The sequence below is a fragment of the Rhabdothermincola salaria genome, assembly GCF_021246445.1.
In the GTDB taxonomy this organism is placed as follows: Bacteria; Actinomycetota; Acidimicrobiia; order Acidimicrobiales; family Acidimicrobilacustridaceae; genus Rhabdothermincola_A; species Rhabdothermincola_A salaria.
In genome coordinates this window covers 113,265-126,459 of the sequence record NZ_JAJQXW010000003.1, presented here as the reverse complement: position 1 = coordinate 126,459, position 13,195 = coordinate 113,265, and the positions used below count along the sequence as shown (strand labels likewise).

General features: G+C 72.4%; 11 protein-coding genes. All 11 read left to right on the top strand.

The features are described 5' to 3' along the window. Positions 1-114: 114 nt before the first annotated feature. The 11 genes from rpsB to nusA all read left to right on the top strand — a co-directional run bounded on the left by rpsB (position 115) and on the right by nusA (position 13,175). Positions 115-1,134: a 30S ribosomal protein S2 gene (rpsB, locus tag LUW87_RS13820; protein WP_232671777.1), complete on the top strand. Its 1,020-nt coding sequence runs from the start codon at positions 115-117 to the stop codon at positions 1,132-1,134. A 2-nt stretch (positions 1,135-1,136) separates the two neighbouring features. Continuing rightward, positions 1,137-1,931: a translation elongation factor Ts gene (gene tsf / locus LUW87_RS13815; RefSeq protein ID WP_232671776.1), complete on the top strand. Its 795-nt coding sequence runs from the start codon at positions 1,137-1,139 to the stop codon at positions 1,929-1,931. After that, positions 1,931-2,677, top strand: a complete 747-nt coding sequence (pyrH, locus tag LUW87_RS13810; protein WP_232671775.1) for a UMP kinase — start codon at positions 1,931-1,933, stop codon at positions 2,675-2,677. Before tsf ends, pyrH begins: the two co-directional genes overlap by 1 nt. 211 nt (positions 2,678-2,888) lie before the next feature. Continuing rightward, complete coding sequence (gene frr / locus LUW87_RS13805; RefSeq protein ID WP_346742570.1) at positions 2,889-3,446, top strand: ribosome recycling factor; 558 nt, start codon at positions 2,889-2,891, stop codon at positions 3,444-3,446. Further along, positions 3,446-5,425 (top strand): phosphatidate cytidylyltransferase, encoded by a 1,980-nt coding sequence (locus LUW87_RS13800; protein ID WP_232671773.1) that lies wholly within the window; start codon positions 3,446-3,448, stop codon positions 5,423-5,425. The genes frr and LUW87_RS13800 overlap by 1 nt, the downstream gene beginning before the upstream one ends. A 36-nt stretch (positions 5,426-5,461) precedes the next feature. Further along, a complete protein-coding gene (gene dxr, locus LUW87_RS13795) occupies positions 5,462-6,670 on the top strand; it encodes a 1-deoxy-D-xylulose-5-phosphate reductoisomerase (RefSeq protein ID WP_232671772.1) in 1,209 nt (402 codons plus the stop codon). Then, positions 6,667-8,289 (top strand): site-2 protease family protein, encoded by a 1,623-nt coding sequence (locus LUW87_RS13790; protein WP_232671771.1) that lies wholly within the window; start codon positions 6,667-6,669, stop codon positions 8,287-8,289. The genes dxr and LUW87_RS13790 overlap by 4 nt, the downstream gene beginning before the upstream one ends. A gap of 10 nt (positions 8,290-8,299) precedes the next feature. Beyond that, positions 8,300-9,607, top strand: a complete 1,308-nt coding sequence (gene ispG / locus LUW87_RS13785) for a flavodoxin-dependent (E)-4-hydroxy-3-methylbut-2-enyl-diphosphate synthase (protein WP_232671770.1) — start codon at positions 8,300-8,302, stop codon at positions 9,605-9,607. Between the two features lie 38 nt (positions 9,608-9,645). Further along, entirely contained in the window at positions 9,646-11,058 is a 1,413-nt protein-coding gene (proS, locus tag LUW87_RS13780; RefSeq protein ID WP_283251146.1) for a proline--tRNA ligase, read from the top strand. A 165-nt stretch (positions 11,059-11,223) separates the two neighbouring features. Next, the gene (locus tag LUW87_RS13775; RefSeq protein ID WP_232671769.1) at positions 11,224-11,841 is read left to right on the top strand and encodes a ribosome maturation factor RimP; all 618 of its coding nucleotides are present in this window, start codon (positions 11,224-11,226) and stop codon (positions 11,839-11,841) included. Further along, on the top strand, positions 11,841-13,175 hold the full coding sequence (nusA, locus tag LUW87_RS13770; RefSeq protein WP_232671768.1) for a transcription termination factor NusA: 1,335 nt from the start codon (positions 11,841-11,843) through the stop codon (positions 13,173-13,175). The genes LUW87_RS13775 and nusA overlap by 1 nt, the downstream gene beginning before the upstream one ends. Positions 13,176-13,195: the final 20 nt, after the last annotated feature.

Genomic DNA, 13,195 nt, shown 5'->3' with positions numbered 1-13,195 from the left:
GTCCCGTCGCGGGGCCGGTCGCCCCCCACCTGAGTTCCCGGGTCCGTCGATCCGCGGTCGCCCCTCCCGGGGCGCCGACGCGACCCGTCCGCCCAACCGCTGGAGGAGACAACCATGGCCCCCGTCGTCACCATGCGCCAACTGCTCGAGGCCGGCGTCCACTTCGGACACCAGACCCGCCGCTGGAACCCCAAGATGAAGCGCTTCATCCACGGTGAGCGCAACGGCATCTACATCATCGATCTCCAGCAGACGCTCGGTCGGATCGAGACTGCCTACGGCTACGTCCGCGACCTCGTCGCCGACGGTGGCACCGTGCTCTTCGTGGGCACCAAGAAGCAGGCCCAGGACCCGGTGCAGTCCTACGCCGAGAAGTGCGGCATGCCCTACGTGAACGAGCGCTGGCTCGGCGGGATGCTCACCAACTTCCAGACGATCTCCAAGCGCGTGGCCAAGATGAAGGAGTACCAGCGCATGCGGGACTCCGGTGAGTTCGAGGCCATGCCCAAGAAGGAAGCCCTCCTCATCAGCCGGGAGCTCGAGAAGCTCGAGCGCAACCTCGGCGGCATCCGCAACATGGAGCGCCTGCCCGACGCGGTGTTCATCCTCGACACCAAGAAGGAAGACATCGCTGTCACCGAGGCCAACAAGCTCGGTCTGCCGATCGTCGCTGTGGTCGACACCAACTGCGACCCCGACATCATCCAGTACGTGATCCCCGGCAACGACGACGCCATCCGCTCGGCCAACCTCATGGCCCGCGTGGTCGCCGACGCCGTCGAGGAGGGTCGCTTCATCGCCTCCAACAAGCGGGGCGCCGTCGCCGAGGCCGCGCCCGCCGTGCCGGAGCGCAGCCCCGAGCAGGAAGCCGCCCACGAGGCCGCCCAGGCCGAGGCCCGCCGCCAGGCCGCCGAGGCCGCTGCCGCCCGCGATGCCCGCATCGCCGCCGAGCAGGCCGAGCCGGCGCAGTCCGCGGAGGAGACCGAGGCCCTCGCCGTCGACCAGTCCACCGAGGCCGGCCTCACCCCCGAGAACGTCGAGAACCTCGAGGCCGACGCCGAGGCTGCCGGTCAGGCCGCCGCCGAGACCTCCACCGAGACCTCCACCGAGACCTCCACCCCCCAGGAGTCCTGAAGATGTCAGAGTTCACCGCCAAGGACGTCCAGGCCCTGCGCCAGGCCACCGGCGCCGGCATGATGGACGCCAAGAAGGCGTTGCAGGAGAACGGCGGCGACGCCACCGAAGCGGCCCAGTGGCTGCGCGAGAAGGGCCTGGCCAAGGTGGCCAAGCTCGGCGATCGCGAGAACACCCAGGGCTCCGTGGCCGCCGTGGTCGACGGCCAGGTGGGTGCCCTCGTCGAGCTCAAGAGCGAGACCGACTTCTCGGCCAAGGCCGACGACTTCACCTCCCTCGTGCAGGAGCTGGCCGAGCGGGTGGTCGCCAAGGGCACCGACGGCGTGGCCGACCTGGCCGAGGAGCTCGACGCCCTCAAGATCGCCAAGAAGGAGAACATCGAGCTGGGCAAGGTCGTCCGCTTCGATGCCGCCGAGGGCAACGTCCTCGACTCCTACCTCCACATCCAGGACGGCCGGGGTGTCAACGGCGTCCTCGTCGAGCTGCAGGGCGGCACCAAGGAGCTGGCCCACGACATCGCCGTGCACATCGCCTTCACCAAGCCGCAGTTCCTCAGCCGCGACGAGGTCCCGGCCGACGAAGCCGAGCGCGAGCGCCAGGCGCTGCTCGACATCACCAAGGCCGAAGGCAAGCCCGAGCAGGCCTGGCCCAAGATCGTGGACGGTCGCATGGGCGGCTGGTACAAGGAGCGGGTCCTGCTCGAGCAGGGCTTCGTGCGCGACGAGAAGCAGACGATCACCCAGCTGTTGGGCGACGCCACCGTGGTGCGCTTCGCCCAGGTCTTCATCGGGGCCTGATGGTCGACGCCGCCTCCCCGGACACCCCTCGCGCCCGGTGGGCGCGCGTGCTGCTCAAGGTGTCCGGTGAGGCGTTCGCCGGCGAGGCCGGCTACGGCATCGACGGCGCCGTCGTCCAACGGATCGCTCGTGAGATCGTCGAGGTCCGCGACGACCTCGGCATCGAGATGGCGATCGTGGTCGGAGGCGGCAACATCTGGCGGGGCATGTCGGGCGCCGGCGCGGGCATGGATCGCGCCCAGGCCGACTACATGGGCATGTTGGCCACGGTCATCAACGCCCTGGCCCTGCAGGACACCCTCGAGCAGCTCGGCCAGCCCACCCGGGTCCAGTCGGCCATCCACATGGCCCAGGTGGCCGAGCCGTACATCCGGCGACGAGCCATCCGCCACCTCGAGAAGGGCCGCGTCGTCATCTTCGCCGGCGGCACCGGCAACCCGTTCTTCACCACCGACACCACGGCGGCGTTGCGGGCGGTCGAGATCGAGGCGGGCGTGCTGCTGAAGGGCACCCACTCGGGCACCGACGGCATCTACACCGACGATCCCCGCACCAACCCCGACGCGACCAAGCTCACCGAGGTCACCTACCTCGACGTGCTCAACCAGGGCCTGCGGGCCATGGATTCAACGGCCATCACCTTGTGCATGGACAACGACCTGCCCATCGTGATGTTCGACCTCACCGGCGACGGCAACGTGCGAGCACTGCTCGAGGGCCGCCCGGTGGGCACCCTCGTGCGCTGACCCCGGTGGCGCCGGCCCCGGCGGCATGGATGCCGGGCGCGGCGTCGAAGGGGTAGCGTCGCTGTCATCCGGTCGGGCCGTGGGCCCGCCACCATCCGAGGCACCCCGCCCCGCTGGCGGAGGTGCGCCGGGCGTACCCGGGTTCGCTGTTCGCCGCGACCGCACCGCCCGGCGAGGCCGACGTGAAGGAGTCCCCCAGATGACGAGCGAGATGGCCGACCTGGCCCTGGCCGAAGGCCTCGAGAAGATGAAGAAGGCGGTGACCCACGCCAAGTCGGAGTTCTCGAGCATCCGCACCGGCCGGGCGGCGCCGGCGCTCGTCGAGCGCATCGTGGTCGACTACTACGGCTCCGAGGTCCCGATGCAGCAGCTCGCCGGGTTCTCGGTGCCCGAGGCCCGCCAGCTGATCATCACCCCGTTCGACAAGGGCGCCATGGGGGCCATCGAGAAGGCGATCCAGCACTCCGACCTCGGGTTGAACCCGAGCAACGACGGCCACTCCATCCGGCTGTCGTTCCCGCCGCTCACCCAGGACCGGCGCAAGGAGCTGGTGAAGGTCGTCAAGCACATGGCCGAGGAGGGCCGCATCGCCCTGCGCCAGGTGCGACGCCAGACCCGCCACGAGCTCGACGCCCTGGAGAAGGACGGAGACCTGTCCGGCGACGAGCTGGCCCGGGCCGAGAAGGAGCTGGACAAGATCATCCACGCCCAGGAGGCCGAGATCGACAAGGCCCTGGCCGTCAAGGAAACCGAGCTGCTGGAGGACTGATGACGTCCGACGAGGGGTTCCCCGGCTCCGAAGAGTCACCCACGACCGACCCCACGGCCGACCCGGCCGAGGGCGTGCGCATCATCTCCGCCGAGGAGATCGAGCAGGCGGCCGAGCGCGGAGGCGTGGCCCGGCGCCGTGGTCAGGGCCAGAAGTACGGCGATCGTCCGCCGCCGCCACCCGACGACGTGCAGCCGGCGATCCGGTTCCCCCTCGCGGGGACCTCCGACGCCCGCGACATCGAGCGTCCCCGGGTGGCCCCGGTGGAGCCCCGGCGGGCGGAGGGATCGGTCCCGCCGCGCCCCGAGCCCCCGGCCCCGCCCGAGTCACAGGTGCCACCCGAGCCGCCCGCCCCGGCGGCGGCGGCGCCGTTCCCCGAGGACTCCGGCGACGAGCGCCCCGCGCCCGCACCCCGTCCGTCGGCCCCGCCCGCCGACGATGCCCCGCCCCACGGCGACCCGCTCACCGGGCCGCCGGCCTACGGATCGTCCGACGTCACCCGGGTCGTGGTGGGCGAGTCGTCCGAACCGGTGCTCGACCTCGGGCCACCCACCGGCGAGTCGCTCCTGCCCCACTGGACCGAGCCGGCCACCGGTCAGGTACCGCGTGTGGTCGTGGGCGACGAGGCCCCGAGCGATCCCGACGAGGAGGCTCGCTGGTCGCAGTACGCCGCCGGCTCCACGCGCTGGCGCGGCGAGCACGACACCACCGACCACGGCGACCTCATGGCCGACCTGGCCAACGTGCCCGAGGACGACGACGACCACCGCCTGGGGGCCCTCGACACCAGCGAGCGGACCTCCGACGAGGCCTTCTTGAACTTCGACGACGTCGACCTCGCCGCCGAGGCCGACGCTCGACGCGGCCGGGGGCGCGGCCGGCGAGGTCGAGGACGACGTGACGACGTCGACGTCCCCGATCCCGGCGACGTGGCGGAGGCCGCCATCACCGGCGCGCTGGGCCTCGAGGGCGCGGACACGCCGCGCGCCGACCTCCCTCCGCCGCCACCGGCCGCGGCCTCGGCCGCCCCGCGCCGTTCGCGCGAGCCGCGCCCGGCCCGACCGCGCCCCCCGGCGCCTCCGGCCGACACCGTCGCCCCCGACGACGACCCCGCCGCGCCGCGCCCTCGGCGGCGGCGCCCGGAGCCCACCGGCGACGAGCCGCCCGCCGGGCGCAACGTCCGCCAGGCCGCCATCGTCGGCGTGGCCATCGCCGTCGTCGCCCTCATCGCCTTCTGGATCGGTCCGGCGGCGGCCATGGTCGTGGTCACCGTGGTGGTCGCCCTCGCCGGCGCCGAGTACTTCCAGGCCGTGCAGCGCGGGGGCTTCCGACCGGCCACCCTGCTCGGCCTGGTGGCGGTGGCGGTGCTCCCGGCCGCCACCTACTGGCGGGGCGAGGGAGCCATGCCGCTGGTGCTGTTCCTGTCCCTCGTGGTCGGGGTGCTGTGGTACCTGCTCGGCGTGGGCGGACGGGCGCGGCCCACCGCCAACCTGGGCGTCACCATGGTGGGCGTCGTGTGGGTCGGCGTGCTCGGTGCCTATGCCGCGCTGATCTTGCGGATCCCGGTCGAGGGCGTCTCGATCCTGCTCGTCACGGTGATCGCCGCGGTCGCGGCCGACGTGGGTGGGTTCTTCGTCGGACGGTCCATGGGCCGCACCCCGCTGGTGGCGGCCTCGCCCCACAAGACCGTCGAAGGTCTCGTGGGGGGGATCCTCGGCACGCTGGTGGCGGTGTTCCTCGTCGCCGTCGTGCTCGGCGTCGGTCCGCTCAGTGCCGGCCAGGCGCTGGTCTTCGGGCTCGTCACCGCGCTGGCCGCCCCGCTCGGCGACCTGGCGGAGTCGCTGTTCAAACGGGACCTGGGCATCAAGGACATGGGGTCGTTGCTGCCCGAGCACGGCGGTCTCCTCGACCGCTTCGACGGCATGCTGTTCGTCCTGCCCACCGCCTACTACCTGGTGCGGGCCTTCGGCCTGGCCTGAGGTCCCACGGCGCCGGGCCCTCGGTAGGCTCGGACCATGACCGCCACCCGGGTCGCTCTGGCCGGCTCCACCGGTTCCATCGGCACGCAGACCCTCGACGTGGTGGCGGCCGAACCCGAGCGCTTCGAGGTCGTCGCCATCGGGGCCACCGGCCGCGACCCCCAGGTCCTGGTCGAGCAGGCCCGGGCCGTGCGGCCTCGGATCGTGGCCGTCAGCGACCCGTCCGCCGCAGCCGTGATCGCCGAGGCCCTGCCGCAGTGTGAGGTCCGCGGCGGTCCCGAGGCCATGGCCAGCCTGGCCGCCGATGCCGACGTGGTGGTCAACGGCGTGGTGGGCTTCGCCGGCCTCGGCGTCACCCTGGCCACCCTGCGGGCCGGGCGCCGTCTGGCCCTGGCCAACAAGGAGTCGCTCATCGCCGCCGGGCCGGTCGTGCAGCAGGCCCGCCGCACCCCCGGCGCCGAGCTGGTGCCCGTCGACAGCGAGCACGGCGCCCTGCACCAGTGCCTGCGGGCCAACGACGACCCCCGCCGGGTGGCGCGCCTGTTGCTCACCGCCAGCGGCGGACCGTTCCGGGGTCGGTCGGCCGACGACCTGGCGGCCGTCACCGTCGACGAGGCCCTCGCCCATCCCACCTGGTCGATGGGTCCGAAGATCACGGTGGACTCCTCCACCCTCATGAACAAGGGTCTCGAGGTCATCGAGGCCCACGAGCTCTTCGGCGCACCGGCGGGCGACGCCGGCGTCGGGCTGGGCTACGACCAGATCGACGTGGTGGTGCACCCGCAGTCGATCGTGCACTCCATGGTGGAGTTCACCGACGCGTCGACCATCGCCCAGCTCTCGGCCCCCGACATGCGCCTGCCCATCGGCTATGCGCTGGCCTGGCCCGACCGCATCGCCACCCCGTTCGGTCGCATCGACTGGACCACCCTCGGTCGCCTCGACTTCGAGCCCCCCGATCGGGCCGCGTTCGGCTGCCTCGACCTGGCCTACGCCGCCGGTCGGCGGGGCGGCACCGCCCCGGCCTGGCTCAACGCCGCCAACGAGGTGGCCGTGGAGGCCTTCCTCGCCGGACGGATCCGCTGGGCCGACATCGCCGCCGTCATCGCGTCCACGCTCGACCACCACGACGACGCCCCCGCCACCGACGCCGACGCGGTCGTCGACGCCGATCGCACCGCCCGGCGGGTGGCCACCGACCTGCTCGACCGATCGCCCCTCGACGTCACCGGAGCACGCTCGTGAGCGACACCCTCCGCCCCTCGGCCCCCGACGCGGGGACCGATCCCCGACCCTGGCCCCAGCACGGCCGACCGGCCGACCCGCCACCGCCGCCCGGGGGCGAGGGTGGCCCTGGCGGTCAGGGCGACCCGGGTTCCGACCCTGCCGCCGGGCCGTCGCCCCTCGCCGACCACCGGGTCCGCCTCGGGATGCTGATCGCCTCGGTCGTCGCCCTCGGCCTCTTCGCCGGCTGGCCCGTGCTGTTGATGGTGCTGGCCATCGTGGTGTCGGTGTTCCTCCACGAGATGGGCCACTACCTGGTGGCCAAGTGGGCGGGCATGAAGGTCACCGAGTTCTTCATCGGCTTCGGCCCGCGCATCTGGTCGTTCCACCGAGGCGAGACCGAGTACGGCCTCAAGGCGATCCCGGCGGGGGCCTACGTGCGCATCATCGGGATGCACGCCCTCGAGGAGGTCGACCCGGCCGACGAGGAGCGCACCTACCGCAACAAGCCCTTCCTCAAGCGACTGCCGGTGGTGTTGGCCGGGCCGGCCATGAACCTGCTCATCGGCCTGCTGCTGCTGGTCGTGATCTTCGCCGGCTTCGGCGCCCCCCAGCCCGACCAGTGGCAGGTGAGCCGAGTGCTCGAGGGGTCCGCCGCAGCCGTCGCCGGGGTCCAGGAGGGCGACCGCATCGTCGAGTTCGACGGCCGACCCGTGGGCGACTTCGACGAGTTCGGCTCCCTCGTGCGTCCGAGCGCCGGCTCCGAGGTCACCCTGGTGGTCGAGCGCGATGGCGAGCTCGTGCCGCTCACCGCCGACATCGGTTGGGAGCTCACCGCCCCCGGCGCGGCGGCTCTCGGGCAGCTCCAGAGCGGCGACATGGTCACCCGGGTGGGCGACACCGAGGTCGCCGACTACGGCGAGCTCCGCGCCGCCCTGGCGGCCGCCGACGGTCCCGTGCGCGTGGAGTTCGACCGCGACGGCTTCCTGTACGCCGCCGAGGTCGAGGCTCCGGTCACCCTGCCCGACGACGGCGATCGGGGTCTGCTCGGGGTGGGCCCCGAGAGCCCCCGGGTGCGCGAGAACGTCGTGGCCGCCAGCGGCGACGCGGCAAGCACCTTCGGTGAGATCACCGTCGCCTCCGTGCAGGGTCTCGGCCGGTTCTTCTCCCCCGAGGGCCTCAGTCGCTACGCCGACCTCTTCACCGCGGAGGAGTCGCCGGCCTCGCCCGCCTCCACGGCCGAGCTCACCCCCCTCGACCCCGATGCGCCGGCCCCCGAAGCCGTGTCGTCCTCCTCGGCGGGCGACGAGGATCGGGTGCTGTCGATCCTGGGGGTCATCCGCCTGGGATCCCAGGCGGCCGACGGTGGGGGAGCGGTCACGTTCCTCTTCCTGCTCATCACCGTCAACATCTTCCTCGGCCTCATCAACCTGCTGCCGTTGTTGCCCTTCGACGGCGGGCACGCCACGGTCGCCATCTACGAGGGCATCCGCAGCCGCATCGCCGGGCGCCCCTACCGCGCCGACATGGCCAAGCTGATGCCGGTCACCTACGTGGTGGTGTTCCTCTTCATCGGGCTCGGCTTGTCGTCGCTGTACCTCGACATCGTGAACCCCGCCGAGAACCCGTTCGGCCCGTAGGGTCGGTGCCGTGAGCGACCTCTCCCCCCAGACCCGGTACGAGCGACGGCGCACCCGGCAGCTCCACGTGGGCAAGGTCCCCGTCGGCGGTGGTGCCCCGATCACGGTGCAGTCGATGACCACCACCAAGACCGCCGACGTCGAGGGCACCTTGCAGCAGATCTACGCCCTCGCCGGCGCCGGATGCGACATCGTGCGCTGCACGTGCAACGAGGTCGAGGCGGCCGAGGGCCTGGCCCAGATCGTGCCGCGTTCGCCGTTGCCCATCATCGCCGACATCCACCACCAGTACCGCCGCGCGCTCGAGGCCATGGAGGCCGGCGTCCAGGGCCTGCGTCTGAACCCCGGCAACATCCGACGGCCCGAGCACATCAAGACCGTCGCGGCCGAGGCCAAGGACCGAGGCCTCCCCATCCGCATCGGGGTCAACGGCGGGTCGCTCGACCCCGAGCTCTACGAGAAGTACGGCGGCCGGGTCACGGCCGAGGCCATGGTCGAGTCCGCCCAGCGCGAGTTGGCCTACTTCGAGGAGGTCGGCTTCGACGACGTCAAGATCTCGGTGAAGGCCTCCAACGTGGCCCTCATGATCGACGCCTACCGGCTGCTGGCCGACACGGTCGACTTCCCCCTGCACCTCGGGGTCACCGAGGCCGGTCCGCCCCCGGCGGGGCTGGTCAAGGCCACCGCCGGCATGGCCACCCTGCTGGCCGAGGGCATCGGCGACACCATCCGCTACTCGCTCACCGCCGACCCGGTCGAGGAAGTCCGGGCCGGGCGTTGGCTGCTCGAGAGCCTCGGGCTGCGCGAGCGCCGGGGCCTCGACCTCATTGCCTGCCCGTCGTGCGGCCGGGCCGAGGTCGACGTCATCGAGGTGGCCGAGAAGGCCCAGGCCGCCCTCGACGGCATGAACATCCCCATCCAGGTGGCGGTCATGGGCTGCGTGGTCAACGGTCCGGGCGAAGCCCGCGAAGCCGACCTCGGCATCGCCGCCGGTCGCAAGCGGGGGCACCTGTTCGTCAAGGGCGAGGTCGTCAAGGTCGTGCCCGAGGCCGGGATGGTCGAGGCCCTGGTCGAATGGGCCGGCATCATCGCCGAAGGCGGCGTGGAAGAGGCGTTGCGCCGCAAGGACGACAGCGCCGCGGCCGAGGCCGAAGCCGACCGGGCCAAGCTGCTCGACGACAAGGGCGACGACGTGAACCACGCCGGCGAGCGCATCACCGAGATCCGCCGCCTCGAGGACCCCGGTTCGGCCGCCCCGCCCGACGCCGACCGGGACGACGGCCGCGGGGGCGACGGGCCCGATCGCCCGAACCCCTGAAAGGGGCCCGGGTCACCCTGTCGTAGCATCGGCGCCCTATGGCCAAGGCACCTGTGCTCACCCCCCAGGCCGAGGACTTCCCTCGCTGGTACCAAGACGTCGTCGCCAAGGCGGAGCTGGCCGACAACGGTCCCGTGCGCGGCACCATGGTCATCCGCCCCTACGGCTACGCCATCTGGGAGCAGATGCAGGCCGAGGTCGACCGGCGCATCAAGGCCGCCGGGGCCAAGAACGCCTACTTCCCGCTGTTCATCCCCGAGAGCTACCTCACCCGCGAGGCCGAGCACGTCGAGGGCTTCAGCCCCGAACTGGCGGTGGTCACCCACGCCGGGGGCAAGGACCTCGACGAGCCCGTCGTGGTCCGCCCCACCTCCGAGACGGTCATCGGCGAGTTCATGGCCAAGTGGGTGCAGAGCTACCGCGACCTGCCCCTGTTGCTCAACCAGTGGGCCAACGTGGTGCGCTGGGAGCTGCGCCCCCGCGTGTTCCTGCGCACCAGCGAATTCCTCTGGCAGGAGGGCCACACCGCCCACGTCAGCGAGGACGACGGCCGGGCCTACGCCGAACGCATCCTGCACGACGTCTACGAAGGCTTCATGCGCGACGTGCTCGCCCTGCCGGTCGTAGTCGGGCGCAAGACCAAGAAGGAGCGCTTCGCCGGGGCCACCAACACCATGACGTGCGAGGCCATGATGGGCGACGGCAAGGCGCTGCAGATGGGGACCAGCCACGAGCTCGGCCAGAACTTCGCCAAGGCCTTCGACATCGCCTACCTCGACGCCGAGGGCACCCAGCAGCTGGCCTGGACCACCTCCTGGGGGGTGTCCACCCGCATGGTGGGCGGCCTGATCATGGGCCACGGCGACGACGCCGGCCTGCGCGTGCCGCCGGCGTTGGCGCCCGTGCAGGTCGTGGTCCTGGCTGTGCGCGACGACGACGCCGTCGTCGAGCGCTGCCGGGCGCTGGCCGCCGAGCTCACCGATGCCGGGCTGCGGGTCGAGCTCGACGTGCGCGTCGAGACCTCGATGGGGCGCCGGGCCACCGACTGGGAGCTCAAGGGCGTGCCCGTCCGACTCGAGTTGGGCCCCCGCGACCTGGCCGAGGGCGTGGTCACCGTGGCCCGGCGCATCTCCGGTACCAAGGACGCCACGCCGCTCGACGGCATCGTCGCCGGCGTGCGTGCCGCCCTCGACGAGGGCCAGGCCACGCTGCTGGCCGAGGCCATCGAGCGCCGCGACGCCCACACCGCCGAGGTGTCCACCATCGCCGAGGCCGCCGAGGCGGCCGCCACCGGTTGGGCACGCATCGCGTGGTCGGCCCTCGGCACCGACGGCGAAGGGGAGCTGGCCCAGCAGGGCGTCACGGTTCGGTGTCTGGTGATGCCCGATGGCAGCCTGCCCCGCACCGACGACGATCCCGACGCCGTGGCCATCGTCGCCCGGGCCTACTGAGGCGCCGCACCACCTCACCGACGGGGTCGTCACCGGGCTCGGGGGCTATACTGGGCGCTGCATTCGATCGTTTCTCCGACCGAAGGCGTGGGCGCTGCCCACGCCTTCTCTCGTTCGGGGCCCCGGTCGCATCCCGTCGTCGAGCAGTCGAGAGGAGGTCGAGCCATGAGCGTGTCCGAGAGGGTGCGTGCCGTCGTGGAGCCCGTCGTGGCCGCGGAGGACGTGGAGCTGTTCGACCTCGAGCAGGCCGGGCCCGTCCTCCGGGTCACCGTCGACCGTCCCGGTGGCCTCGACATGCAGGCCATCGCCTCGGTCACCCGGGCGCTGTCGCGGGCCCTCGACGAGCACGACCCCATCAACGGGCAGTACACCCTCGAGGTGTCGAGCCCCGGCCTCGAGCGCACGCTACGCACCCCCGGGCACTACGCCTGGGCCGTGGGCCGCCAGGTCTCGGTGAAGACGGTCCCCGGCTTCGCCCGCGGCCGGCGCTTCGCCGGCACCCTGGCCTCGGCCGACGCCACGGGCGTCGTCGTCGCCCTCGACGAGCCGGCGGGCGAGCAGATCCGCCTCGACTACCCCGACATCGAGAAGGCCCGCACGGTCTTCGACTGGGGCCCCGCCCCCAAGCCCGGTGGTCCCAAGGGCCCCAAGAACACCAAAGCCGCCCCCCAGGCCACGTCGGGCAAGGGCAAGAAGGCCGCCAAGGCGGCCAAGGCGAAGTCCCGTGGATCGTCGTCGCCGACGTCCACCTCATCCACCACGCAGGAGACGGTCCCGGAGTGATGAACAACCCCGACCTCATGGAGGCCCTCCAGGCCCTCGCCACCGACCGGGGCATCTCGGTCGACACCCTCTTCGGCGCGCTCGCCGACGCCTTCGAGTCCGCCTACAAGCGCCTTCCCGACGCCCAGGAGTACGCCTGGGTGGTCATCGACCCCGACTCCGGCGAGATCCGGGTCATGGCCCAGGAGCTCGACGAGGACGGCGTGCCCGTGGGCACCGAGTTCGACGTCACCCCGCCGCCCGAGGTGTGGGGCCGGGTCGCGGCCCAGACCATGAAGCAGGTCATGAGCCAGCGCATCCGCGAGGCCGAGCGGGAGATGAAGTACGAGGAGTACGCCGGCCGCGAGGGCGACATCGTCACCGGCATCATCCAACAGACCGATGCCCGCTACACCCTGCTCGACCTCGGACGCGTCGAGGCGCTCATGCCCCAGGCCGAGCAGGTGCCCTACGAGCGCCCCGAGCCCGGCAGCCGGGTCAAGGCCTACATCGTCGAGGTGCGCAAGACGGCCAAGGGCCCCCAGATCGTCACCAGCCGCACCCACCCGGGGCTCATCAAGCGGCTCTTCGAGCTCGAGGTCCCCGAGATCGCCGACGGCGTGGTGGAGATCAAGGCCTGCGCCCGTGAGCCAGGGGCACGCACCAAGATCGCCGTGTGGTCCAACGACGCCAACGTCGATCCCGTCGGGGCCTGCGTCGGCGCTCGCGGCGCCCGCGTGCGCATGGTCGTCAACGAGCTGCGGGGCGAGAAGATCGACATCGTCCCCTTCTCCGACGACCCGGCCGACTTCGTCATGAAGGCCCTCTCGCCGGCCAAGGTCAAGGAGGTGCGGATCCACGAGGACACCGGCACCGCCGAGGTCATCGTGCCCGACTACCAGCTGTCGCTGGCCATCGGCAAGGAGGGCCAGAACGCCCGCCTGGCTGCCCGCCTCACCGGCTGGCGCGTCGACATCAAGAGCGAGACGCAGCTGGCCGAGGAAGAGGCCTACGCCGACCAGGACTGGGCCGAGGGCGAGTGGGTCGTCGACCCCGAGACCGGCGAGCAGGTGTGGCAGCCGGCCGAAGGCGGCGAGGTGCTCTCGGCCGAGGCCTACGCCCAGCGCTCGGCCGAGGACGCGGCCGCCGAGGCCGCGGCCGAGGCCGGCGACGAGGCCGAGGCGCCGGAGGCCACCGACACGACCGCGGAGGCCGTCGGCGAGCCCGAGACCCCCGACGAGCCCGAAGCCGCCGACGCCGTCGCGCCCGCCGGCGAGGCCGGTGACGGGGCCGACGAGGCCGGTGTCGAGGCTCCGGCGGAGGAAGCCACCAGCGAGGCCGATAGCGTCGGTTAGGCCCCGCTCGGGGGGCTGAG

Bases quoted from the DNA above. Each gene is read 5' to 3' on its own strand.
- rpsB (WP_232671777.1), top strand. From the start codon at position 115: ATGGCCCCCGTCGTCACCATGCGCCAACTGCTCGAGGCCGGCGTCCAC.
- tsf (WP_232671776.1), top strand. From the start codon at position 1,137: ATGTCAGAGTTCACCGCCAAGGACGTCCAGGCCCTGCGCCAGGCCACC.
- pyrH (WP_232671775.1), top strand. From the start codon at position 1,931: ATGGTCGACGCCGCCTCCCCGGACACCCCTCGCGCCCGGTGGGCGCGC.
- frr (WP_346742570.1), top strand. From the start codon at position 2,889: ATGGCCGACCTGGCCCTGGCCGAAGGCCTCGAGAAGATGAAGAAGGCG.
- LUW87_RS13800 (WP_232671773.1), top strand. From the start codon at position 3,446: ATGACGTCCGACGAGGGGTTCCCCGGCTCCGAAGAGTCACCCACGACC.
- dxr (WP_232671772.1), top strand. From the start codon at position 5,462: ATGACCGCCACCCGGGTCGCTCTGGCCGGCTCCACCGGTTCCATCGGC.
- proS (WP_283251146.1), top strand. From the start codon at position 9,646: ATGGCCAAGGCACCTGTGCTCACCCCCCAGGCCGAGGACTTCCCTCGC.
- LUW87_RS13775 (WP_232671769.1), top strand. From the start codon at position 11,224: ATGAGCGTGTCCGAGAGGGTGCGTGCCGTCGTGGAGCCCGTCGTGGCC.
- nusA (WP_232671768.1), top strand. From the start codon at position 11,841: ATGAACAACCCCGACCTCATGGAGGCCCTCCAGGCCCTCGCCACCGAC.